Below are 23824 nucleotides of genomic sequence, written 5' to 3' on the forward strand. Positions count from 1 at the left end.
GCCAATCCGTCATGCATGACTTGCTACAGTGCAACCGCCACTGTCTGATGACTGATAAGGAAGGTCCAATGATGCTAAATCAAATTCCAAAAAAACTCGGGCTTCTAACACTGCTAGTCAGCGCCCTCTTTTTGAGCGAAACAAGCTTAGCCGTGGAACATCCCGGCAAAGCGCTTGCAGAAAAAATTGGCGTTCCCTGGCCAGCGGTCATTGGCCATCGGGGCGCCTCATTCGATGCACCTGAAGAGACCATCCCCTCGTATGCATTGGCTCGCGATCTGGGTGCCGACTATTTAGAGATGGATATTCAGCGCACCAAAGATGGAGTACTGATTGCGCTGCACGACAATACCCTCGGGCGCACCACCAACATCGCGCAGGTCTATCCCGAGCGGGTTAACGATCCCATCAGCACTTTCACTCTGGAAGAACTCAAGCGCCTCGATGCCGGTTCTTGGTTTAACGCAGCCTTCCCCGCCAGGGCGCGCAGTAGCTATGTCGGCTTGAAGATTCTGACACTCAATGAAGTTATCAACATCGCTGAAGAGGGTGAGAACAAGCCGGGGCTGTATGTCGAAACCAAATTACCGGCACAGTTTCCAGGTGTAGAAGAGGATTTGCAGAAACTATTGGCCAAACGCGGCTGGCTCGACCAACGCCCCGCGGCAGCCAAGGGCCACGTAAATGTCGCCAATACACCGGGCCGCGTGATTTTGCAGACTTTCGAAAGGCCTAGCCTGGAACTGTTGCAAAAAAACATGCCACAAGTGCCTAAAGTACTGTTGCTGTGGATCGGCGACGGCTACATGGAAGCTAGCTCGACGGTGGATTTCAAAGCCTCTGGCGCCAAGGACAAAGCGGCCTTCTACGCAAAACGCGAGGTAAAGTCAGAAGCAGAGTTTGCCGCTTGGATGGATTGGGCTAAAGCCCACGGCGCCTCGGGGATTGGTCCCGCCTCAGTGCTCAAGCACGGTGGGGATCAGAGTTACATGGACATGGTCAAGCCGTGGATGACCAAAATGGCCCATGACCGGGGTCTATTGATTCACCCTTACACCGTCGATGCTGCCGAAGATTTCAAAGCGCTGAGCATGCGTGGCGCCGACGGTTTCTTCACTAACCGTGCAGCGCAGTTGCTGAAGTTTTACGGACGCCCATCAAAGGATAGTATTGACACACTGTTGCGCCGCAACGGCTATTGAAACGCGGCTAGGCCGGGTCAATCAGAATTGGATGGAAAGCGCCATCTACCCTGCAACTGACTCGGTTGCGACCGTTGCTTTTCGCCCCATACAAGGCCTTGTCAGCCTCGCTTAACCAGTAGGTTGCGTCCACATGTGACAGGCTAAAAGGCGCGAGGCCGATACTGAGGCTGACTTTCATCATCGGTTCAAACTCGTAGTGAGTCGCACTGAAGGTGTCGCGCAGGCGATCCATTATTTCAGTTGCAGTCGCCAACGAGGTGTCGGGCAGGATTACACAAAATTCGTCACCGCCGTACCGACCCGCCAAGTCTGCACAGCGCAAGTTCTCGTTGAGGACTCTGCTCAGTTGCCGCAGAACGATGTCACCGACCACATGCCCGTACGTATCGTTGATTACTTTGAAATGATCAATATCTATCAAAGCAATGGTGCCGCCTTGCTGGGCTCGCGTGCAACGCTGAAACTCTAGGTCTAGATGAGCCTTCCAGGCCCCATGGTTTAATAGCCCGGACAAGCTGTCAGTCTGGCTAAGCGCCAACAATGCGCGTTTATGGCTTTTCAACAGATGATTTTGTTGATAGGCAATCCTGCCAAGCATCAATGGGTAAATAGCCAGCAATGGCACGCAGGCGTACATCTGCACTGTGCTGGTCTCAGGCTGAAATGCAAAGGGGAGCACTAGCATTGACACTGCGAGGCCTAAGGCCTGGGCCAGCCAACCTGCGAGCAGAAGACGCACGCCGCCCAAAGCGATGTTGTTCATTCCCATCATCGACAGACTCGTCACACTGGGTAACAGGTTGAACTGCATCGTTCCTACCCAAAAACCACAGAAAAACGAATCCAACAGCAAATTGCGTTGCTCGGTTTTTAGCGCAAAGGTGGAGTGACGCGACCATTGAAACGCAGCTGCTGGCCAGATAAATCCATTGAGAATCATCAACGCCCATACCCAGTCGGGAGGGCGTAAAGGGAAGGTAGCGACCGCAATACAAAGAAAGCCGAGCGCCGAACCTATCGCTCGCGACTTGAACAAACGCTTGGTGATCGGAAGTCCCTTTCCTCCGATATTCTGCATAAATGGCTGTCCAGGGTGGGATAACAATCTATGGGCAATTCGGCGCGGGGTTGCTCGCGCCAGCCGATCAAGCGTAGTACTTCAAATTGAACCTTACCTTCTTAAGCATCCCCTCCAAAAGTCACGCAGCGATTTCTCCCGCCTTTTTTAGCGCTATACAGCGCGGCATCCGCATTTTGTATCAACTTCCCAATCGTATTTTGTTCGCCAGGTACGCAGGTATAACACCCCATGCTCACCGTGACGATACCCAGAGGGTTATCGGCGTGGAGTATCTGTTTGGCAACCACAGCGGAACGTATTTTTTCCGCCAAGGCAAACGCACCCGCCGCGTCATTTTCTGGCAAGAAAATAGCCATCTCCTCTCCGCCATAGCGAACCGCCAAATCGCCCGCACGATTCAGGCAAGTCCGTAAGGTATCCGCGACTGCAACGATGCAATGATCACCGGCGTAATGACCATAGGTATCGTTAAAACTTTTAAAAAAATCGATATCCAACATGATCAAGCTTAAAGGCGCCTTTTTTCGCTCACTTCGGCGAAATTCAACATCAAGCACTCGCTCAAAATGGCGACGGTTAGCTAAGCCGGTCAAGCTGTCCTGCAATGCGAGCTTTTCTAACGAACTTTGGGCGATACGCATCTTCGCTTCCGCTTGCAGACCAAATCTAATCTGCTGAATCAACAGAACTCCGAATAAAATGTTGGCCATCACGGCACTGACAATAATGATGATTGATTTAAACGCGTTCTGCCGCCACTCATCCAACAACGACTCTTCGGAAACCGCCGCTGCTACCACTAGTGGGTACTTCTCCAGCTGCCGGTAACCATACAATCTGGTTACATTGTCAACAATCGAAGTCACCATTGCGGTACCCGATGTGGACTTGGATAAATAGTCGCTGAAGACCCGGCCTTTGGCGAGAGACGTACCGATTACATCATCAGTAAAAGGACGTCTGGCCAACACCGTGCCATCCGTCATGGACAAGAAGATCGCACCCTTATTGTCCATATTGAAACTGTCGAAAAACTGGTCAAAATACTTCATGTTTAATGTGGCCAATACCACGCCATCGAAGTTTCCATTTTTGTCATTCACGCGTCTGCTAACGGGGATGATCCAATCGTTCGTGGTTCGGCTACGCACCGCCTTGCTTATGTGAGGTCCAAGACTGGCGTTTTGCTTGTGGAACAGGAAATATTCCCGATCCGCATTATTAGCATCTGGCGGCTTGATGCCGAACGAGCTAATAACCCATCGGCCTGTGCGGTCAAAGTAAAACACACCCTGCAGTTGATGCGTTTGAAAAACATGCCGCGCCAGAAGGCGTTCGATTCGGCTGACTTGTGCTGGCCCTCGCCCATCGACTTCCATCCGCTCTTCCAAGTCGACCAAAATGACATCAGCTTCGTCGAAGGTATCTTCGGCTTGTTGAGCCAGGGATTTAGAAAGATTTGAGGTGGCAATTTCAGCTTGATTAAGCTCATGATTTTTTGCGTGCTCAAGCTGCCACACGTTAAACGTGACAATAGATACACACACCAAAAAAATCGCAATGACTGCCAACCATAGCACTGGCGCTCTTTTAATCGGTTGCAGCAGATCTACGCTGTTATCGTCATCGTGAAAACTCAACAACTTCATCCTTTTCTAGACGTGACTAGCGTACACCAACCAAACTTGGATAACACTTGATGCTGTTTGATCTGAGCCTATAAACGCCATTTATTACGTCAAAAAAACAACTACAACCCTCTTGCAAAAAAACGTTCTTATAGTGTATGAAAACTTACCCCATCGAATTGATGCCTAAGAGACAGGGGAGACATTGATGTTGTCATCCACCTGACCCAGCACTGGTGTAAGCTTGCGAGTTGTCCGGTTATTACTTCGAGAGGCTTATGCGCTCCACGTTCAGACGCTCCGTTGTTCCTACACTTCGTGGTTTTGCCTCCTCAGCTGAGGCCATAACGTTGCTGCCAAGCGCCGCCGACTATCGACGCTGCCTTCTGGAAAAAATCGCCTCGGCCTTGCAGCGCATCTACATAGTTGCGCTATATCTGCAGCAAGATGAAGCTGGCCAGGACATTCTCAATGCATTGTACGCAGCCAAAGCAGCACGGCCGGAGCTGGATGTGGTGGTGTTGGTGGACTGGTTCCGGGCACAGCGGGGCTTGATCGGGGCCGGCAAGCAGCCGGGCAATTCAACGTGGTATCAGGCGCAGAACCTTGAACACGACGTGGAAGTGCCAATCTACGGCGTGCCAGTGCAAACCCGCGAACTGTTCGGTGTATTGCACCTCAAGGGCATCGTGATCGACGATTGCGTGATCTACAGCGGCGCCAGTATCAACAACGTTTATCTGCATAAATTCGACAAATACCGTCTCGACCGTTATCACTTGCTGCAAAACAAGGCATTGGCCGATTCAATGCAGAATCTGGTGCAGCGGGACGTACTGACATCAAACGCCGTACACCGTCTGGACCTGCCCTCACCGCCCACCTCGCGCAGCTTGCGCGGCGAAATCCGCGGGTTCCGCAATCACCTCAAGCGAGCAGCTTACGACACTACCGCCGGCATCGGAGATACCGGCGGGCTAAGGATCATCCCGCTATTGGGTGTGGGCAACAAAAACCCGCTTAGCCGCACAATCTGCGAATTGATCGCCACCAGCCAAACACAATTGACCCTGTGCACGCCGTATTTCAACCTGCCGCTGGTGGTAACCCGAGCAATCAACCGCGCCCTTAAGCGTGGGGTAAAAATCGACATCATCATTGGCGACAAGACTGCCAACGACTTCTTCATTCCTGCCGACGAGCCGTTCAAAGTCATCGCCGCGCTGCCGTATCTCTATGAAATCAGCCTGCGCAAATTTGCCCGCAAGCATCAGCAGCCCATTGCCAAACATCAGTTGAATCTGTACCTGTGGAAGGACGGCGACAACACGTTCCACCTCAAAGGTTTGTGGGCAGATGACCAATACACGTTGCTGACCGGCAACAACCTCAATCCACGCGCCTTTCAACTGGACCTGGAAAACGCCCTGTTGATCGACGATCCCCAGGGCCAATGGACTGCACCCCGCAACACTGAATTGACCCAACTGATGCGCAATACCTTACGCGTGGGCAAGTACGATGAGCTCGACACCCTCAACGATTACCCGGTTGCGGTACGCACCTTCCTGCGCCGGGTCAGCCGGGTGCGAATTGAGCGCTTGCTGTACCGCATCCTTTAGTCGATCGAAAGTAGCCAACGCTGATGCAGGCTTGATTACACTCGGTTGTAGTTCTTCAGGTAACTGACGGAGAAGTTCACCCCCGGAAACATCAGCCGGGTTTGCGGCAATATCACACCACCGCAAGACCTACAGGTGTCCATCAAGGTAAAGAAGTGAATATCGCGCAGTGCACCCCCCTGCAGGTCTTGTTTGAGGATGGTCGCAATCAAACGCTCTGAGTCCAGGTAGCGCAGCATTTCCGTGATATTCAAATGATCGGCATCGCGCAGCACCGGCAAGCTGGTGAATGCTGGATCAGGCGCTTGACCGCGCATACGAATCCCGGCATCGATGTAAGTAACACCTTCGATTACCTGAGTGTCGCTGTCCGGTATGTGCAGTTTGAACTTGAAATTCTTGGCTTTCTGACCCCCGGAAAACGCGTAATAAACCGAACGTTGCCCCTCGGCAGTTTCAACCATGGCGTAGGCGAAATTGGCGCCCTGAACATCAACAGACAACTTTTCAGCTGTCTGTGCCAAGGCGATACTGCCGACGGTCAATGGCACCCAATCCTTTGCCCGTGACTGCAGTGGCAATAATGTGTTGAGCACCTTGACGTGATGCTCCTTTCCCAAAAGACTCCTTTCACCCAAGCGCTTGAAGTCAGCAATGCTCGACTTGGCCATGGCGAAAAACCGAGTCTGCGCGACCTCGCCGGTCAGCAACTTCTGAGCGTAACCGTAAAGCTCATTCTCAAGCGAATGCTGCTCACAGGCATTTTTATAGGCCTCATATGTGGCTGTCTTGCCAAGCAAAACTTGCTGCTCAAACGCTGGGGTGTTCTTTTCCAGCTCAAACAATAACCGAGCAATGTTTTCTCGATCCTGCAAAATATTCGTGCGCTCCGCCACCAATCGGTACTGCTCTGAGATGGATAAATACTGGTTAATCACCGTTTTTTCCGTCACCCGCACGAATGCGTATTGGCCCGTGGAAGTCTTCGGCGCCTGATAGAACACACCAACATCCGCCTCAACGACCACATAATGTCTGCCGCCGATTTCCAGGGGCACAGCGCGCAAACTGCGTTTATCGGCAACGCCCTGTGCAATGCCATCAAGCTCAACCGCAGGCAGTGCCTGAATGATCAGTTGCACATAACCCTCATCCACCTCAGGTGGCACACCCAAATGCTGGAGTGGTGACAGTCGGCCGCTAACGCGATCCTGATACACCGGTTGTTCGGAAAAACCCAGTGTGGACTTTTCCTGGAGGGTGAGCGGAATCAGTTTTTTATCCGCCGACAGTTGAGCAACACGCCGGCCTTTTGCTGGAATAACCTGATGATCCCACTTACAGAACTTGCCTTCGTGCGTCAGCACATCAACGGTGCCGTGGGGGAGGGTAATACGGGCCAGCTGGTATTCGCGTGCGGAAAAAGCCGAGCTGGAATGCTGTCCCAGCGTTGCGGGCACACCTGCAACTTCCAGCGGGACTTCGATGGCCGGCAAGACCAGCTTCACGTAGTCGGCACACGGCGCACCTGGGATGAGATCACGGACCGCTCGGCACAACGTCGGTAATTCTTCCAATTGCCCCGACCGAGCAGACAGTTTCTCAACCTCTAGTGCGCGTAAAGCCGGGTCGGTCTGGTTGCTGTCGAGGCGATAGGCGTGCCCATCAACGGTGATGTCGAACACCCCGGATTCGCGTTCTATCGTTGACGTTTCACAGCCCCCCGCGACCCGCATTTCAATACCACCCTGCTCCGCAACGGTCACCGGAATAACCTTAGGGTAGTGACCGACTGACAGTCCGTCGGACGCCGACAGACGCGTCAGTTCAAGCGCTTCCCCCGTGGAAATAACGGCAAGCGCTGGCCCGAACGCCTTCTCCGTGTAAGGGTCGAGCAGCCTGAAAACTGGAGACTCGGTTGTGCCCAGGTTACGAACCGCCACCGGGTTGATGCCATCAACCACGGCACGCTGATCCGTTCCTTCAATGCCCGGAATCCAAACGTCTTCCAGGCGCTCGGGTAACAGGTACATCCCTGATTTCAACATTGCGGCTCCCGTTGCGCTCTCACGGTCAGAAAATACCTTGGCCAGTGCCGGAACCTGTTCGAGCAGAGTTTTCCAAGCAGGATTCGACAGTTTCCAGAGCAGTTTTGGCACATCGCGAATGAGAAAAATGCCGCTTTGCTCGACCAGACTCAGCGCCAGCTGCGCCATTTCCTTAGACATTTGTTCAGTGATGGAAAAGACGCTCAGCTCCCCCGCGCGCATGACAAGCCGTGCTGTGGAACCTGCAAACTCGCCGAGGGGGATTAAGGCAAAGAGAATATCCATCGTGCAACCAATCGCGGTGCCCGCAGACTTGTCACCGGCAGCCAGGTCTTTGATGCAGCCGTAAAAGGGAATGATGAAGCGAGCGGTGAAGTCAGCAATTTTTTTCTCGACGCTCCAGATTTGCTCCCAGCCGGTTTCATGGGTGTGAAGCTGCTTGAGGGAGGCCATGGTTGCGGTCAGCAAATGCTCAGCGACCGCGGCGGCAACGGCATCCAACGCCAAGGCTTCGCTGGCAGCCGGTAAAAAAACCAATGTAGGCGCAGGAATTAGCGTCGCCTTCAGCGGATGAGCTGGCCGCACCGTGGAACGAGAAACTGATCCGAGCAAATAAGCATCACTGTCGACAGGGTTTAGCGGTGTCACTTTCGCCAATGCCTGCGCCTGATGCCAGAGTTGCTCTTTCTGTCCGTTCGTGACGATGTCCCACGTGTAGTCGGGTTCCGGCACGTGATAATCAAACCCTTGAGACACCTGGCGGGCGACGCCGGCAGCGGGAATAATTTCAAAGAATGTTTCTTCGTTCACGGTATGCCGGTGGTAGTCGTGACGATGATCTCCCGGCTGACAGCGGATGAAGACACCTTGCTCGCCTTCACCTCCTTGAAATTGCAGGCGACTGATTTCACAGGTAGAGGTCGCCAGTAGCGTGCGCTGCGCTAAGGGCATCTCATCCAACAACCGTCTGATAATTACGGTTTCGGCCTGCGTCATTGCCTGGTGAAACGCCGCGAACGCTTGCTTATAAACTTCGGGCACTCTGGGTTTATCGACGGCTTTCAACTCACCCATCATGACCAGCTCAAGCACCGTCGCCTGCTTGCCAAGACCCAATTCATCACCTGTGGCCGTTAACCGTGACCACTCATAACCGGGTGCCCGATAAAAGCCCCGCCCTTCCAAATAGGTAAATACCTCCTCTCCCCTCGGTCCTGCGCCCCAGATACTGGGATTGACTCCAGCCTCACCCAACTGGTGACGCGCTATCTGTTCTCGGTCGGGCACCTTGAGGGTCAGCAAGTTGTGCAACGCTTTTGCGTGCAAATCTTGTTGTTCCTTTAGGAACGTCAACGCTTGCGTGACCTGCGCAGGTGACGCCTGGCGAATGTCGCGACCCTCGGTCCATACAACTGCGTTGTGGGCAATGGCGTAACGCAAGGCGGGAACGACCCGTGCCTTGGCCCACAACTCACGAATCCGAGGATTGTCGGAGTTAACCGTTTGCACGCTGACTAAAACCACCTCGTCGAACCGGCTGCTCTGGGCGGTGCCGGGGGCCAACGCCTCCAACAGACAGACACCCTGCAAAAACGAAACGCTTTGTAGCGAACGGCCGTAATTGAGGGAGTCCGGCAGGTTTTGCACCAACAGTTCCGGGGCCATCTCACGCAACAACAGGTACATCAACACGCTAACGGCGGCCGGCGAGGCGGTTGGTTGGCGCTTGATAACCTCTTTGCGCAATTGCTCAATTAGCCCAACGTGGCTGTATTGGCCCGCCTGTTCACTGTAGAAAAAACGTTCGATCGGGTTACCGTCGGATTCTGTGGCCAGCAAAAAGAACGCGACGATGGCGTGACCCGCCAACGCTTGGGTGACCTTGGGAGAAGCGTGTTCATTTACCTGTGCGCCGTACCAGCCCATGTCAGCGAGCAGCGGCGCAAACAGAGTTTTGAATGCGACGGTGTGTGCCAGAGCCTCCCATGTTTCGTGGGCCGACAAACGCAATTTGCGCCCCGATCCGTCGGAGGTACTGAGCAGGTCTATACCCACGTCCAGGAACAGTTCATCCGCCCCGCGCCCTGGGTTCCATCGGTTGAGTACCGAGTAATCGCTTAATAGCGCCTGAAGATCGGGAGCATCCTGGAGCGATGTGGATTCAACAGGCTCAGCCGGGGGTACTAATAACGAGGCAGTACGCAGGGCGAATGCTGAAGTGATAGTGGAGCGTTCTTGAAGCAACCGAGTGGCCAGCGACAATGCCCGCATTGACGGCATTGCCTGAGCACTACTGATGGCCTGGCTCAGCCACGGCAGGCTTTCAGGGTTCATTGCGTATTCAGCGATTTTGTGAAAGTACAGTTGCCGAGTAGCGGTAGATAAGGGCGTCGCCAGATCAACCGGCAGCACAGCGCTGTCAGTTTCCGACGCCGGTATCGCATTCAGGCTCTCAATGATCAATAACAACACGCTGAGTGAATCAAGTTGTTGAGTCAACGAGTTCAACAACGCCTTGTCTTGATAATCGTCATGGGCGGGAAACATGGTAGAAACAATCGTTTGAAAAGGTGATTCGCCCTCTGTCCTCGCGGCTAACCCTTTATACAGCGTGCTACCCGACGCCGACGAAATCCATTCGACGATGGATGAGGTGTCGTAGGCGCTGAGATTGATGACAGCTAAATCCGCGTCGCTTACGGTATCGAGGTTTTGCGGGTTTTCTGAAGTTGGTTCAAGCATTGGATATTCCCTTCTGGCCAACGGCGGGATGGTTGGCGATGAAGAGAACGAAATAGTGGAATGTCGGTAAAAAAAAGAGGAATTCTAACGGTTTTTAGAAGCTTTGATCTGACAACGCTGTAGGACAGAATCAAAAAAGTACCCTGTCCGGGCAGTACAGCACGGACATCGGATACTGATTCACTGCCCTGATTCAAATCAAGACACTTTAGTGGTCTTCTTGCGAGGGGGTGCCCGTCTTTTGGCCGGTGCGTCTTCGGCAGGTTTGGCCGGTGGCTTGCTCGTCGGTTTGGCCGCGCTTTTGCCACCCAGGCTACGCTTGAGGAGCTCAGTCAGATCAATGACGTCGGCGCTTTTACGTTCAGATTCACCCGTATTGGTTTCGACGTCTTCGATTTTTCCTTCGCGCGCCTTGGTCTCGACTAATTGCATGATCTTTTCCTGAAACGTGTCGCGGTATTCATCGGGTTCCCAATTTGCACTCATGTCTTTGACCAACCGTCGGGCCATGTCGCGCTCGCTTTTGCTCAGTGTTGCCTCGGTCACCGCTTCCGTCAGTTCCAACGTATCGAGGCCGCGCACTTCGGCAGGCCAGCGCAGAATGACCAAGACCATGGCCGAGTCCAATGGCATCACCGCAGCCAAGTGCTGGCGGGTATGCAACACCACGTTAGCCAACGCGACTTTCTTGGTATCGACCAAGGTTTCACGGAGCAAAGCGTAGACTTTCTCACCACGCTTGTCGGGGGTCAGAAAATAGGGTGTGTCGATGTTTTGCAGCGGAATTTGGTCGCTGTCAACGAAACCGAAAATCTCGATGGTTTGCGTCGACTTTGGGTGCGCCGAACGGATTTCTTCTTCGCTGATCACGACGTACCGGCCCTTCTCATACTGCACGCCCTTGACGATATTTTCCTTGGTCATGTCCTTGCCGGTGACCTTGTTAATTCGCTTGTAACCCACCGGATCCATGCTGCGCTTATCTAGCCAATCGAAATCGACCCCCTGAGTCGATGTCGCCGAGACCAACGCGACCGGTATATGCACCAGGCCGAAACTGATCGCGCCTTTCCAGATTGCTCGTGGCATCGCCTGATTCCCTGTGTTGTCCTGTCTTTTAGATGACCGGGCCATAGAGGCAAAGTTTCGGGGAGGCGATGGGGTGGGACGTTTAAAACGGCTTAAACGCTACGCGATACAAATACACCTGGATCAACATGAAAACGGGCCGCAAGGCGAGCGATCATTTCTACGGTCAATTTACGATGGCCACTCAATATTCGTGACACCACCGTCTTGTCGCCGATTTCTGGAAGGTCTGCCCCACTTAGTTTGTTTTGCAGCATGAGTGCCTTGATTAAATCAATATCGGTCAGCGCATTGATACCTGCATTAAATGCTCCGAACTGCGGCGCGTGATCTTCGTAACGACCAACCGTTTCACAGAGCGTATCGAGCAAGGTCTGTTCAACCGCGTCCAGTGCTTGCCCGTCGGTTAACTCGTCGATGACCGCGAGTGCTTTCTGATACTCAGCTTCGGTTTCAATGTGATGAATGAAATGAGCTCCCAGGCGGTCCATGTCCAGCCGCAAGGTTTCCATGCGTTGAGCCAATTCGCGCATTGAGGCGCCATCAACGATTCTTTCAGTTAATGCGGCACTCATGGCCTGATCCCCGTCTTATGTGCTTGGTACCACTTGTTGGCTCTGGCGTATTCAGCGTGGCTATAAATATGTTTGACAAACACCAAGTGCTTAACGAAATCGATGGCCGCTATCAACCTCAAATTGTTCCCGCCGATATCGATGACATACCACCCGGTACGGGGCGTGAAACGATCCAGCGTGTTAAAGGTTTGCTTTAACTCAGATGAGGCCACCGCCTCGGACGCACCCAGCAATCGGTAAGTCGCGTTAAGGTTTGCGGCATCGTTCGGGAAGCGCGCGGCGGCCTCGTCACATGCCCGCTTTTAAAAATTCGCATCAGCATCCCTGTTGAAGTTTTAGCAACCCTAAGTCAGGGTTGCTAAGTTGCCAACTCTACTACCCCCGTCTTGTCCAACTCACGCAGTTTCGCGGGCAATGCCCAAATCAACAGCACGGCGGCTATCAAAGCGATGGCGATCACCTACAGTGCCGGGGTGGTGCTGCCGGTGAAGTCTTTATGCGGCCAACCATGACCGGGCTGATCGGCGGTGAGCAAGCAAGCGGTTTCAACACCTCCAATGATCAAGCGTGTCGCGGTATCACGTGGGCAAATTATCTGGCGCTGGGTGCAAGTCGCTGTTGCGTCCGGCTTTGGCGACCTGACCAGGCATTTCATGGCCCAACAGCGCGGGCAAACGGCGCGACAGCTCCAGCAAGTGCGACAGATCAATTCCAGTCTGGATGCCCATTTCGTCGCACAGGTTTACCAGGTCCTCGGTGCAGATATTGCCCGAAGCCCCCGGCGCGAACGGGCAACCGCCCAAGCCGCCCAGAGAAGCATCGAAACGTCGTGCACCGGCTTCATACGCGGCCAGTACGTTGCTCAAGCCCAAGCCGCGCGTATTGTGAAAATGCAGGGTTAATTGTGCCGGCGAGACCTTGGCCAGAACTCGCTGAACCAGCCTGTACACCTGCCGTGGATTGGCCATGCCCGTGGTGTCGGCGAGGGTAATGCCTTGCACCCCCAACTCAAGGTAGGCATCGACAATGCTCAACACGAGGTCTTCGTTAATCACGCCTTCGAACGGGCAACCAAAGGTGGTCGCCAGCGTGCCGTTGAGGCTCAGCGAGGTGCCACGGGCCAAGGCCACAATGTCGCCAAACCCGCTTAGCGACTGCTCGCGACGCATGCGCATGTTCGCCAAATTGTGGGTCTGGCTGGCGGACATCACCAGGTTCAGCTCATCGGCGCCCGCGTCTATCGCTCGCTGGGCACCTTTTAAATTAGGAATCAGAGCAACGTAGATCACGCCGGGTTGACGCTGGATGCCGCGAAACACTTCGTCGCCGTCGCGCAGGGCAGGAATGGCTTTGGGCGAGACGAATGAGCCGGCTTCGATGCGGGAAAATCCGGCCAGTGACAGCTGATTGATCAACGCGATCTTGTCGGCGGTTTCAACCCACTTCGGTTCGATTTGCAGACCGTCGCGCGGGGCGACTTCCTGGACGATCAGGCGTTCTGAATAGTCGGTAATCATTGCACCACCCCCTCAGTTTTAAGGCGGGCAATGTCCGCCGCAGTCAGCCCAAGGCCGTCGAGCACGCTGTCGGTGTGCTGGCCCAGCGTCGGTCCCTGCCAGTTCACCGCACCGGGGGTTTCTGAAAGTTTGGGCACGATACCGGGCATTTTTACCGCCGCGCCGCCGGGCAATTGCGCGTCGAGAATCATCCCACGCGCCTGATAATGTGGATCGGCAACGATGTCAGCCACCGAGTAGATACGGCCGGCCGGCACTTCAGCGGTTTCCAGCGTTTGCAACACCGCGTCGATGGGTTGGCTCATCGTCCACTGGCTGATGGCCTCATCAAGCAGGTTGCTTTGCGGCGCGCGGCCATCGTTGTGGGCAAAATCAGGATTTTCTGCCAAGTCCGCGCGACCAATAACCTGCATCAGCCGCTTGAAAATCGGATCACTGTTCCCTGCGATCACCACATACGCGCCGTCGGCGGTCGGGTAGGTATTGGACGGCGCAATGCCCGGCAGCGCACCACCGCTACGTTCGCGGACGTGACCCATCATGTCGTATTCCGGCACCAGGCTTTCCATGACGTTGAACACGCTTTCGGCTAACGACACATCGACTATCTGCCCGTCGCCCTGCCCGGTTTTGACCCGCAACAACGCCATCAACGCGCCCATGACTGCGTGCATTGAGGCCAATGAATCACCGAGACTGACGCCGACCCGGGCCGGCGGCGAGCCGGGGGTGCCGGTGGTGTAACGGATCCCGCCCATGGCCTCACCGATGGCGCCGAAGCCAGGGCGATCACGGTAAGGCCCGGTCTGGCCGTAGCCGGAAATACGCACCAGCGTCAGTTTGGGATTAATAGCGTGCAGCACGTCCCAACCGAGGCCGAGTTTTTCCAGCGCACCGGGGCGCAGGTTCTCGATTAGCACGTCGGTGCTTTGCGCGAGTTGCTTGATGATGGCAATGCCTTCGGGGGATTTGAGATTCAGCGCCAGGGATTTTTTGTTGCGCGACTGCAGGTACCACCACAAGGAGGTTCCCTCATGGAGCTTTCGCCATTTACGAAGAGGATCACCTTGACCCATCGATTCGATCTTAATGACTTCGGCACCGAACTCCGCCATCAGGCGCGCCGCAAAAGGGGCCGCAATCAGCGTACCGATCTCGATTACGCGAATTCCGCTCAGGGGAGCAGTCATGGTCAGTACCTCATTGTTCTTGGAATTTGAGCCAAGGCTAGAGGATTGGACGCCGACTAATCAAACCGTCAGTTGGCAAGCAGCGTTCGCCAAACACGAACGTTTGAAGCGAAGCGTCTAACGCAAGGTTTCCAGGCGACTAAGGTGATCAAACAGCGACCGGCTGACGGGAGACAGCGCGTTCAACTCACGGGCAACCAGCAATAAAGTGCGCTCGGACCAGTCATCACTGAGGGTCACCGCCGTCAACCCGAGGGAGTGACCAAACAATTCATAGGCCTTGCGCGGCAAGATCCCGATGCCCATGTTGGCTTGAACCATTCGGCACACGGCATCAAAACCCGGCACATGAATCCTCAGCCGCAGTATGCGTCCGCAAGCACGGGCGGCGGCGTGGGTGCGCATGTTGATCGAACTGGCGGCATGCAACCCGATGTGGTCGAAATCCAGGGTGTCGGCGAACGCCACGTGGTCGCGCCCGGCCAGTGGATGATCGCTGCGCAGGACCACCACCAGCGTGTCATGGCGGTAAGGCACGCTGAACAGGCCTTGGGTGTCGGTGTCTTCGGAGCAAATGCCGATGTCGGCCACGCCGTCGACGATGCCTTGCACCACCCCGTTGCTGGGCCGTTCTTCAAGGTCGATTTTTACTTGCGCGTGGTCGGTAACGAAGTCGTGCAGGTCTTCCGGTAAAAACTGAATGATCGCCGAGAGGTTCGCCAGCATCCGCACGTAACCCCGCACGCCTTGAATATGCTCGTCCAGTTCGACGCCCATTTTTTCCACGTCGAACAGCATTCGCCGCGCATGGTGCAACAGGGTTTCTCCGGCTGCGGTCAGGGCCATGCCTTTGGCGTTGCGCACGAACAATCCGATGCCCAGCGCGTCTTCAAGCTCCATCAACCGCTTGCTGGCCGCCGACACCGCAATCGCCTCCCGCGCTGCTGCACGGGTCAACGTGCCCTCCTCATGCACCGCCACAAATAATTGCAGGGTGATCAGGTCCAGACGGCGGGTGAGGTTTTTGTGCAGCATGGGCGGCGTTACTCGGGAGGTCGCGATGCGGCAGGATAGCGCTTCGCAGAGTGTCAGGACCGACGCTTTCCCGAATAAATTCGGTCCCACAGGGTTTCTGTTGCCGTCGAAGGCTGCGATAAGGTCCGAAGGACCTTCGCCAACAAGTTGGCTACAGATGCTTGTCCGCCTGTGATTCTCAAGCGAATTGAATATCGAATGCGGAAATAGGCCCCGTGAAACCATGCGGCCGAACGCAGGCGTTGCGCAGGGGGTAACGAGGCAAGGATGCCGAGATAGCCGTGCGCGGCCAGGGACGGCCGCTCACGGCGACCCCCGGAGCAATGCCGGAGTGAGGGAAGACCGAGCCGGAGCGAGGTCCAGCATAGTGGGGCAAGCCCTTTTCGCGGGACCTTTTTGCAGTTCGGCGCTCCGACGTTTGAAAAAGGTTCCTCGCTGTAAAAGCGAAACCCTACTTTCAGCAACCATAAAGGCCGGATATACACACGAAGCTCAGCGCCAACCTATTGTTTAATATGCCTCAAAAGTAGTTGGCTCCAAGAAATTGAACTGCTTCGATCTCAGCCGCATTCCGAAACGACCTCAACGCAACGGCCGAAAAAACGCCCTGATCTCTTCGGCCAGCGCCTGTGGTTGCTCCATTGCCGCGAAGTGCCCGCCATGTTCCATCTCGGTCCAGCGTTGCAGGTTGAAGCTGCGTTCAACCCAAGAGCGCGGCGGCATGGGCAGTTCGCCGGGGAAGTTTGCGACGCCCAGCGGCGGCAGCACCCGTTGACCGACGGAGAAGTGCACGGGCCGTTTGCGGCTTTCCAGGTATAACCGGAACGACGAGCCGATGGTCCCGGTAAACCAGTAAATCGAAATATTGGTCAACAGCGCATCCAGAGAGATTGCCTGTTCAAGCTCACCGCCGCAGTCGCTCCAAGCCTGGAATTTTTCCACAATCCAGCCCGCCAATCCTGCGGGTGAGTCATTCAAACCAAACGCCAGCGTCTGCGGCTTAGTGCCTTGAATTTTTCCGTAGGCGCCCTCCAGCTCACGCCAAGCAGCGGCCTTGTCGAGAAAGCCTTGCTCTTCACCCGACAGCGGCGGCTGATTGCCTTCCATTGGCGGACGATAGGAACCGGGCAAAAAATTCAGGTGCAGTCCTTTGATTTGATCGGGATAACGATATGCAAGCCAAGTCGAGACGCTCGAGCCCCAATCGCCACCTTGCGCGCCAAATTGCGCGTACCCCAACCCGTTCATCAGCTCGGCCCACAACCCGGCGATTTCAAACGGGCCGGTGCCCTTCGCCCGGGGCGCCGGGGAAAAACCGTAGCCGGGCAGCGACGGCACGACGACGTGGAAGGCATCCGCAGGATCGCCACCATAATGGCCTGGGTCTGCCAGCAGCGGGATGATCGCTTCCATTTCGACAAACGAGCCCGGCCAGCCATGGGTCATAATCAATGGCAACGGCGCCGGACCCTTGCCACGTTGATGGACAAAGTGGATCGGCTGACTGCCCACCTGCGCAATGAATTGTGGCAATGCATTGAGCCTGGACTCTTGCGTGCGCCAATCGAATTGAGTACGCCAATGATCGACCAGACGCTTTAAAAACTCGCTGTCCGTGCCTTCACTCCATCGCGCATCGTCGATGCCTTCGATCCATCGCGTCCGGGCCAGTCTGGCGTTCAGGTCAGCCAGCGCCTCGTCACTAATGGCGATGTTAAAGGGAAGGATGTCCATAGGGCGTGTCTCCTGAAATCGGCGTAGGGGAAATTAACAATCAGTGCAGCCAAACCCTTGCGAAAACCGCGCCTTGGAGGTAGCAGACAAACGCATTCACCGCCTTGACCGGCGAACTGTAACCTAGAAGCGCTTTTTTTCGCGATGGTTCGGGTAGCGGTCCGGTGGGCAAAGGTTTAATTTTTGATATTTCTTATTCAATCAAACACGAACCATGGCCCATGCCATCACCTTCTTGCCATTGATAGCATCATCACCGCGCCTATTATGAAGACAGAAGTCTGTCGAACCGTGTCGACGGGCTCTCTTCGCGAGCGCGACCATGACCCCAACAAGAACCCTATACGAAAAGCACATCGACTCGCATACCGTGTGCAACCTCGACGACGAAGGGCATGTTCTGCTCTACATCGACCGCCAGGTGATCAACGAATACACCAGCCCGCAAGCCTTCAGCGGTTTGCGCGAAGCCGGCCGTGAGGTGTGGCGTCCGACCACGGCTTTGGCGGTGGTCGATCATGTGAATCCAACCGCGCCGGTGCGTGTAGCGGCTATGGCGGACGAAGGCGGCGCGTTACAGGTTTCGTACCTGGAACAAAACTGCGAAAAATTCGGCATTGAGCTGTTCGACGTCCTCGATAAGCGCCAAGGCATTGAACACGTGATCGCACCTGAACAGGGTTTTGTCCTGCCCGGCATGGTGATTGCGGCGGGCGACAGCCATACCACCACGTATGGCGCTTTGGGGGCCTTTGGGTTCGGCATTGGCACGTCCGAAATCGAGCACCTGCTGGCCTCGCAAACCCTGGTCTACAAACGACTGAAAAGTATGCGGGTAACCGTTGATGGCGCCTTAGCCTCGGGTATTACTTCCAAAGACGTGATCATGGCGTTGATCGGTAAAATAGGCGCCTCCGGTGCAACCGGCTACGCCATCGAATTCGCCGGTTCGACCATTGATGCCCTGAGCGTTGAGGCGCGGATGACCATCTGCAACATGGCGGTTGAAGCCGGCGCGCGCGGTGCGTTCATGGCGCCCGACGACAAAGTGTTTGATTACCTCAAGAGCAAACCCCGGGCGCCGAAAGGCGAGTTATGGGAGCGTGCTGTGGACATTTGGCGCCAATTGCACACCGACCTCGGTGCTCACTTCGACAGCGAAATCCATATGAATTCCAATGACCTCGAACCCATGGTGACTTGGGGCACCAGCCCGGATCAGGCTGCCGCCATCGGTTCCACGGTGCCGGACCCGCTTGCCATCAGCGACCTTATTTTGCGTCAGGACATGGTCCGCGCCCTAAAGTACATGGGCCTGGAAGCGGGCATGCCGTTGAGCGATATCGTCATCAGCCACGCATTTATCGGTTCTTGCACCAACGCACGGATCGAAGACCTGCGCGATGCCGCCAGCGTGGTGCGCGGCAAGCGCGTCGCCAATCATGTCCGGGCGATGATCGTTCCGGGATCGACGGCGGTGCGCGATCAGGCCGAAGCCGAAGGGCTGGCCGCGATCTTTATCGAGGCCGGTTTCGAGTGGCGTCAGTCGGGTTGCTCCATGTGCCTGGCGATGAACGACGACGTGCTTGCCTCAGGCGACCGTTGCGCGTCCAGCACCAACCGCAATTTCGAAGGACGCCAAGGCGCCGGCGCACGCACGCATCTAATGAGCCCAGCCATGGTCGCCGCTGCGGCAATCACCGGACGACTGACCGACGTGCGCCGCTTCGACGGCCGCGCTTGAGGAGATGAACATGCAACCGTTTACCACCGTCAGCGGCACCGCAGCGCCCATGCTGGCTGCCAACATCGACACCGACGTAATCATGCCTAAGCAGTTCCTCAAGGGCATCGACCGTAATGGATTGGATCGCGGTTTGTTTTTCGACCTGCGCTTTCTAGCGTCAGGCGAACCCAACCCGGATTTCATCCTCAACCAACCCCCTTGGCAGGGCGCAAGTTTTATGGTCACCGGGCCGAACTTCGGCTGCGGTTCCAGCCGTGAACACGCGGTATGGGGTCTGAAGCAGATGGGCATTCGTGCACTGATCGGCAGCAGCTTCGCCGGGATCTTTTACGACAACTGCCAGCGCAACGGAGTGCTGATTATCTCGCTGGACGAAACTCGAGTTCAGGAGCTGGGGCGCATGGTCAGCTACGCGCAAAGTGCTCGGATCGAAGTGGACCTGGAAGCTCAGCAAATCCGTTTGCAAGATGGCAGCGTCATGCCGTTCCGGATCGATACCCTGCGCAAGGATGCGTTGTTAATAGGGCTGGACGCTATCGGCAGCACCCTGCAACGCAGCGCGCAGATTCGTGAATTCGAACAGCGGCATCTGCACGCCAATCCTTGGCTGAACTAAGGCTTAAAGCGACAACTGATGGAAGTGATGCTGGAGGAACTCGACGCAAGCACGCAGCTTGCCCGAGTTCGCCAGCCGATTCGGGTAAACCGCCCAGACATTGGCGCTCTGGGTGTAATCATTCAGCACCTGCACCAAACGACCCTGCTCCAGCAGCGGTCGCACGTCCCACAATGAACGCAGCAAAACCCCGCGCCCATCCAGTGCCCACTGCAAGACAATCTCCCCGCTGTTAGACGATAACGGCCCACTGACGCGCACGCTTTTGTGACCGCCTTCGCGCTCCAGTTGCCAAAGACCGAAAGCATTGTCGCGCTCTTTCAGCACCAGGCAATCGTGGCCCTCAAGATCAGACAGCGTCTGCGGGGTACCGCGTCGCTTCAAGTAGTCGGGCGCAGCGCAGAGCACCCGGCGATTAGTGACCAAACGTCGACCGATGTGCTGGCCAGAAATGTCATCACCAACGCGAATTTCCAGATCGAAACCCTCGCTAATGATGTCCACCACCCGGTCGAAAAGGTCCAGACGAATTTCCAGCTGTGGATAACATTCGGCCAATTGTGAAATCGCCGGCGCTACATGATTGCGGCCGAAACCAAAGCTGCTGCACAAGTGCAATCGACCGCGAGGCTCGGCATGTGCTTCGGACAGCTCGTCGTGCAGCAACTGAAAGTCTTCAAGAATACGCATGGCCCACCGCTGCACACGTTCGCCGTCTTCAGTCAGCGATACCCGACGGCTGGTGCGGTGCAACAAACGGGTAGCCAGCGTGCTTTCCAGAATCTGAATGCGCTTGCTGACGTACGCCGGTGATAATCCCAGCTCATCGGCAGCGGCGGCGAAACCGGCTTTGCGAATGACGGTCAAGAACACCCGCAAATCTTCCGGCAACGGTGCGGCTTCTTTTTTAGCGTTCATGTAGCTTCTTTTTTAGAGAGATAGCGCGGGTGGCAAGGATAGCATTGGACGAAACGCCGCCACATTTGGAAGAAGCCTATCGTTTTACCGAACGAGTGTTTGCGTTGCTGCCGGAACCCTACGCAAGCCTGGCTCGACACGGCGCAACTAACCTGACTAGACCACTCGGTGAATCATCGCCCACGACATACCGCCAGCCCAGTCCGACAGCGTCCGCCACTGATGTGCTTAAAAACAATGAAATAGCCAGGCTTAGCAGCCGCTTTCACGTTATGCCGGGAGAAAAAGACGGCCAATCACATACCAACGGAATTTACCTACAACAGATGGTTAAGAAGCGCTCAACCACATAGGACGCAGCTGACATCTTCTTAGAAGAACTCTCGTTAAGGTTGCGCCGGCTTAATTTGCCAAGCACTTACCATCAGGAGTTCTTTCGAATGAAAAAAGTATACCTCTGCGCCGCCGTTGCTACGTTGATCGCCACGACCAGCGGTTGCGTGAGCTATAACATGAGCCAGCCCACCGCTCCGATTTCCGGGTCGGTCAGCGCTGACTTGAAAGCGAACGTAAAAGTCGGCGAAAAAATCACCGGTGAATCTTCCACCAATATCCTGTTTGGCTGGTTGAGCGTGGGTGGCGACACTCAGTTCGCTGACGGCGTGACGTACGGTGGCGCTGGCGGTTCCGCACTCAGCTTGCCTGATCCAATCTCCGCCGTAAAAGCGGCGGCGGCCTACAAAGCAGTGAAAAGCTCAGGTTCCGACCTGATCGTTGCGCCACGCTATGAAGTGAACGTCGAAGACTATTTCATCTTCAAGAAGGTGAATGTCAAAGTCACCGGCAACAAAGGCAGCATCGACAGCATCCGCTAAGTGCTGACGTCCATGGCTTAACACCAGCATGGAAAAACGCCGCTCAGACTTCGAGCGGCGTTTTTGCTTTATCAGTCCAAACGCTTCATCCACTAACGCAGTGAAACCAGTCGTTCAGCAAGCGCTTTAGCCTGACTCGCAACATCGGTTACCGCCGTGGTTTCCCACCACATACCGCGCAACGGTGGTCCCATCGCAAACAGTCTCTTCGATATATCCCCCTGCGCATCAAGCAACGCGCCGCTGGCATGTACTGCAATGCCCAGCGCCAAATGTCCCGGTTGAATCAAGCACCGGGACAACAGATTTTTAGGTAGCGGCCGATCCACTCGCCGCCAATCGTATTCGATGCCCGAAGAATTGATCAGCGCATCACCAATGATATGAGAGGGTTCGGCCTCGCCTCGTCGACGGACGCAAATTTGCAACTGCCCTGTGGATAGCATTTCCAACTCTTTAAACGACGCCGCATGGATCGTTAGCCGGCCTTCCTTGACTAGCTTCGCTAACAACGCTGCGCTCAAGGGTGCAGAGCGGTGGTGATGGCTCTCCCACCAAGGCCGAACATGGCGAACGAACTGCCGGCGCTGCAGATCACTGGCCTGATTCCACAAACGGCCAATGTGGGCGCGCACCGTATCCAGAGGTGCTTGCCAATCGATGCCTTGCGCGATGGCTTGCTGGCATTGCTCGCGCACCTTGCGCAACAACTGACGCGTGCTACGAATACTGTGGTCGTCGGCCAAGAAATCCACCCATGCCGGCGGTTGTCGACGAACGTGCGGTAACAAACCGTGGCGCGAAAACACTTCAATGGGTCCTCGATGCCCCGCCTGTTGCAGCGAAACTAACGCATCGACCATGGTCAGCCCGGCGCCGATGATCAGCACTTTAGCCTGCGGGTCGAGTTGGCTCATGGTGCGAACGTCCCAAGGATCGACCGCTGCCGCATTGAGCCCGCTGGTCTCACGTTGCGGCGTGCGCGCGGCGGGAAACAGACCCGTGGCCAGAATAGCGAACTTGCCTTGCAACTGTTTACCGCTCTTAAGCGTTATGCGTACGCCGAAATCGCTGCTTTGCAGGTCAATCGCTTCATCGCACACATGCTCCAGGCTCGATCCGTAAGTGGCACCCAGGGCTTGGGCTTCAGCCAGTCTTTGCTGAACGTAAAGGCCAAAAATCCCCCTTGGAGGGAACAGTTCGGCCACCGGCACCGCTTGTTCGGCGGATTCAGGCCAACCGCCGGCCGCGATGTAACGACCAAGCCAGCGAGTCAAGTCATCAGGATCATCGGGCTCGACGCTCATTCGTGCAGCATTCCCATTCAGAGTGTGGCCCAATTCGCTGGCACTGTAGGCTTCACCCCGCCCTAATTCACTGCGAGTCTCAATAATCAAAATGTGCCGCTTACCCGGCAGTCGTAGCAATTGAGCAGCGAGCATGCTGCCACTTAATCCACCGCCGACAATCAGGATATCGGCGGTACGGACAGCGCGGTTTGCCTGTTCAAGCTGCGACGTGGACATGTTTCCTGACTGCTTCATTAAATGCTGTCCTTCGATGAATTGCTTACAACACGACGTTTCGAACGAAGCGCACCAATAACTGGCCGTCATTGCGATAGGTATGGATTTGGTTACTGGCAAACATAAAAAACTCGCCACTTTCGACGTAGCGTATTTCGTGCCCCAGCCCGACCCCAAGACTTCCCTCAAATACATACACCTGCTCGCTCCAGCCTTCCGGGTCGGCTTCGGAAGAATAGACTTCGCCGGGCTGCAGGCAAAATTCCCACAACTCAACCTCACGTTTCGCCGCTGCCTTGGCCAACAGCACGGCCTTGCTTCCCGGAATCAAACCAGCCCAAGCCACTTCGTTAATCCGGCTGGGGTCACGCACATCCGGCGCCTGGATAAGATCGCTGAACGCCACTTCCAGCGCGTCGGCGATCCGATCAAGGGTCGCTAGGCTGACGTTTTTTTCGCCCGCCTCGATGGCCACCAACATCCGCCGACTGACGCCCGATTTTTCCGCCAAGCCGTTCTGGCTCAACGCTGCCGCGTTACGGAGGCGGCGTACGTTCTGGCTGACATGCTGTAGCACTGGCGCTCTATGGGAACTGTCTTTGTTCACGCTATCGCTCGCTCAAATTTATATGCGCAGTATACTGCCCACCATCAATATGCTGTGCGCCTCATC

18 protein-coding genes and 1 pseudogene are annotated in these 23824 nt (G+C 55.5%); 6 read left to right on the forward strand and 13 right to left on the reverse strand.

What is annotated here, in order from left to right; genetic code table 11:
• Positions 1 to 68 precede the first annotated feature (68 nt).
• On the forward strand, positions 69 to 1202 hold the full coding sequence (locus QN378_RS20515; protein WP_323548866.1) for a glycerophosphodiester phosphodiesterase: 1134 nt from the start codon (positions 69 to 71) through the stop codon (positions 1200 to 1202).
• Between the two features lie 7 nt (positions 1203 to 1209).
• Here QN378_RS20515 and QN378_RS20520 read toward each other — a convergent pair whose 3' ends face one another.
• Both QN378_RS20520 and QN378_RS20525 read right to left on the reverse strand, forming a co-directional pair.
• Positions 1210 to 2283 carry a diguanylate cyclase gene (locus tag QN378_RS20520; protein ID WP_323548868.1) on the reverse strand — a complete coding sequence of 358 codons (1074 nt, stop codon included), beginning with the start codon at positions 2281 to 2283 and terminating at the stop codon, positions 1210 to 1212.
• Between the two features lie 101 nt (positions 2284 to 2384).
• Positions 2385 to 3926: a sensor domain-containing diguanylate cyclase gene (locus QN378_RS20525; RefSeq protein ID WP_322202029.1), complete on the reverse strand. Its 1542-nt coding sequence runs from the start codon at positions 3924 to 3926 to the stop codon at positions 2385 to 2387.
• 266 nt (positions 3927 to 4192) lie between these two features.
• Here QN378_RS20525 and pssA point away from each other — a divergent pair, with 266 nt between their 5' ends.
• Complete coding sequence (gene pssA, locus QN378_RS20530) at positions 4193 to 5536, forward strand: CDP-diacylglycerol--serine O-phosphatidyltransferase (protein WP_323548869.1); 1344 nt, start codon at positions 4193 to 4195, stop codon at positions 5534 to 5536.
• 35 nt (positions 5537 to 5571) lie between these two features.
• Here pssA and QN378_RS20535 read toward each other — a convergent pair whose 3' ends face one another.
• The 8 genes from QN378_RS20535 to QN378_RS20570 all read right to left on the reverse strand — a co-directional run bounded on the left by QN378_RS20535 (position 5572) and on the right by QN378_RS20570 (position 17469).
• Positions 5572 to 10326 (reverse strand): deaminase domain-containing protein, encoded by a 4755-nt coding sequence (locus QN378_RS20535; RefSeq protein ID WP_323548870.1) that lies wholly within the window; start codon positions 10324 to 10326, stop codon positions 5572 to 5574.
• Between the two features lie 198 nt (positions 10327 to 10524).
• Positions 10525 to 11415: a Ku protein gene (locus QN378_RS20540; protein WP_322202023.1), complete on the reverse strand. Its 891-nt coding sequence runs from the start codon at positions 11413 to 11415 to the stop codon at positions 10525 to 10527.
• 92 nt (positions 11416 to 11507) lie between these two features.
• Positions 11508 to 11990 carry a transcriptional regulator gene (locus QN378_RS20545; RefSeq protein WP_322202021.1) on the reverse strand — a complete coding sequence of 161 codons (483 nt, stop codon included), beginning with the start codon at positions 11988 to 11990 and terminating at the stop codon, positions 11508 to 11510.
• Positions 11987 to 12205 (reverse strand): type II toxin-antitoxin system HigB family toxin, encoded by a 219-nt coding sequence (locus QN378_RS20550; protein ID WP_322202019.1) that lies wholly within the window; start codon positions 12203 to 12205, stop codon positions 11987 to 11989. The genes QN378_RS20545 and QN378_RS20550 overlap by 4 nt, the downstream gene beginning before the upstream one ends.
• 366 nt (positions 12206 to 12571) lie before the next feature.
• On the reverse strand, positions 12572 to 13510 hold the full coding sequence (locus QN378_RS20555; RefSeq protein WP_322202017.1) for a hydroxymethylglutaryl-CoA lyase: 939 nt from the start codon (positions 13508 to 13510) through the stop codon (positions 12572 to 12574).
• Positions 13507 to 14700: a CaiB/BaiF CoA-transferase family protein gene (locus QN378_RS20560; RefSeq protein WP_323548871.1), complete on the reverse strand. Its 1194-nt coding sequence runs from the start codon at positions 14698 to 14700 to the stop codon at positions 13507 to 13509. The genes QN378_RS20555 and QN378_RS20560 overlap by 4 nt, the downstream gene beginning before the upstream one ends.
• A gap of 117 nt (positions 14701 to 14817) precedes the next feature.
• Positions 14818 to 15735: a LysR family transcriptional regulator gene (locus QN378_RS20565; protein WP_323548872.1), complete on the reverse strand. Its 918-nt coding sequence runs from the start codon at positions 15733 to 15735 to the stop codon at positions 14818 to 14820.
• A gap of 582 nt (positions 15736 to 16317) precedes the next feature.
• Positions 16318 to 17469 carry an epoxide hydrolase gene (locus QN378_RS20570; protein ID WP_322202012.1) on the reverse strand — a complete coding sequence of 384 codons (1152 nt, stop codon included), beginning with the start codon at positions 17467 to 17469 and terminating at the stop codon, positions 16318 to 16320.
• A 322-nt stretch (positions 17470 to 17791) separates the two neighbouring features.
• Here QN378_RS20570 and leuC point away from each other — a divergent pair, with 322 nt between their 5' ends.
• Complete coding sequence (gene leuC / locus QN378_RS20575; protein WP_322202010.1) at positions 17792 to 19213, forward strand: 3-isopropylmalate dehydratase large subunit; 1422 nt, start codon at positions 17792 to 17794, stop codon at positions 19211 to 19213.
• Between the two features lie 4 nt (positions 19214 to 19217).
• Positions 19218 to 19832 carry a 3-isopropylmalate dehydratase small subunit gene (leuD, locus tag QN378_RS20580; RefSeq protein ID WP_322202008.1) on the forward strand — a complete coding sequence of 205 codons (615 nt, stop codon included), beginning with the start codon at positions 19218 to 19220 and terminating at the stop codon, positions 19830 to 19832.
• Between the two features lie 3 nt (positions 19833 to 19835).
• On the opposite strand, the gene QN378_RS20585 is transcribed toward leuD, so the two are convergent.
• Complete coding sequence (locus tag QN378_RS20585) at positions 19836 to 20750, reverse strand: LysR substrate-binding domain-containing protein (RefSeq protein WP_322202006.1); 915 nt, start codon at positions 20748 to 20750, stop codon at positions 19836 to 19838.
• 59 nt (positions 20751 to 20809) lie between these two features.
• Here QN378_RS20585 and QN378_RS20590 point away from each other — a divergent pair.
• Together QN378_RS20590 and QN378_RS20595 are read left to right on the forward strand one after the other, a co-directional pair.
• A pseudogene (locus QN378_RS20590) lies at positions 20810 to 20973 on the forward strand (alkanesulfonate monooxygenase); the annotation flags it as partial.
• A 217-nt stretch (positions 20974 to 21190) separates the two neighbouring features.
• Positions 21191 to 21625, forward strand: a complete 435-nt coding sequence (locus QN378_RS20595; RefSeq protein ID WP_322202004.1) for a hypothetical protein — start codon at positions 21191 to 21193, stop codon at positions 21623 to 21625.
• A 92-nt stretch (positions 21626 to 21717) separates the two neighbouring features.
• Here the strand turns inward: QN378_RS20595 and QN378_RS20600 are convergent, their stop codons facing one another.
• Together QN378_RS20600 and QN378_RS20605 are read right to left on the reverse strand one after the other, a co-directional pair.
• Positions 21718 to 23151: an FAD/NAD(P)-binding protein gene (locus tag QN378_RS20600; protein WP_322202003.1), complete on the reverse strand. Its 1434-nt coding sequence runs from the start codon at positions 23149 to 23151 to the stop codon at positions 21718 to 21720.
• A gap of 43 nt (positions 23152 to 23194) precedes the next feature.
• A complete protein-coding gene (locus QN378_RS20605; RefSeq protein ID WP_323548875.1) occupies positions 23195 to 23758 on the reverse strand; it encodes an XRE family transcriptional regulator in 564 nt (187 codons plus the stop codon).
• Positions 23759 to 23824 lie beyond the last annotated feature (66 nt).

It is taken from the genome of Pseudomonas sp. 10S5, from assembly GCF_035019745.1.
In the GTDB taxonomy this organism is placed as follows: Bacteria; Pseudomonadota; Gammaproteobacteria; order Pseudomonadales; family Pseudomonadaceae; genus Aquipseudomonas.

What these genes read in the sequence shown, in the direction of transcription:
- QN378_RS20540 (WP_322202023.1), bottom strand. Translation starts at nt 11,415, where the DNA reads ATGCCACGAGCAATCTGGAAAGGCGCGATCAGTTTCGGCCTGGTGCAT.
- QN378_RS20585 (WP_322202006.1), bottom strand. Translation starts at nt 20,750, where the DNA reads ATGAACGCTAAAAAAGAAGCCGCACCGTTGCCGGAAGATTTGCGGGTG.
- leuC (WP_322202010.1), top strand. Translation starts at nt 17,792, where the DNA reads ATGACCCCAACAAGAACCCTATACGAAAAGCACATCGACTCGCATACC.
- pssA (WP_323548869.1), top strand. Translation starts at nt 4,193, where the DNA reads ATGCGCTCCACGTTCAGACGCTCCGTTGTTCCTACACTTCGTGGTTTT.
- QN378_RS20570 (WP_322202012.1), bottom strand. Translation starts at nt 17,469, where the DNA reads ATGGACATCCTTCCCTTTAACATCGCCATTAGTGACGAGGCGCTGGCT.
- leuD (WP_322202008.1), top strand. Translation starts at nt 19,218, where the DNA reads ATGAACATGCAACCGTTTACCACCGTCAGCGGCACCGCAGCGCCCATG.
- QN378_RS20515 (WP_323548866.1), top strand. Translation starts at nt 69, where the DNA reads ATGATGCTAAATCAAATTCCAAAAAAACTCGGGCTTCTAACACTGCTA.
- QN378_RS20565 (WP_323548872.1), bottom strand. Translation starts at nt 15,735, where the DNA reads ATGCTGCACAAAAACCTCACCCGCCGTCTGGACCTGATCACCCTGCAA.
- QN378_RS20545 (WP_322202021.1), bottom strand. Translation starts at nt 11,990, where the DNA reads ATGAGTGCCGCATTAACTGAAAGAATCGTTGATGGCGCCTCAATGCGC.
- QN378_RS20555 (WP_322202017.1), bottom strand. Translation starts at nt 13,510, where the DNA reads ATGATTACCGACTATTCAGAACGCCTGATCGTCCAGGAAGTCGCCCCG.
- QN378_RS20595 (WP_322202004.1), top strand. Translation starts at nt 21,191, where the DNA reads ATGAAAAAAGTATACCTCTGCGCCGCCGTTGCTACGTTGATCGCCACG.
- QN378_RS20600 (WP_322202003.1), bottom strand. Translation starts at nt 23,151, where the DNA reads ATGTCCACGTCGCAGCTTGAACAGGCAAACCGCGCTGTCCGTACCGCC.
- QN378_RS20560 (WP_323548871.1), bottom strand. Translation starts at nt 14,700, where the DNA reads ATGACTGCTCCCCTGAGCGGAATTCGCGTAATCGAGATCGGTACGCTG.
- QN378_RS20535 (WP_323548870.1), bottom strand. Translation starts at nt 10,326, where the DNA reads ATGCTTGAACCAACTTCAGAAAACCCGCAAAACCTCGATACCGTAAGC.
- QN378_RS20520 (WP_323548868.1), bottom strand. Translation starts at nt 2,283, where the DNA reads ATGCAGAATATCGGAGGAAAGGGACTTCCGATCACCAAGCGTTTGTTC.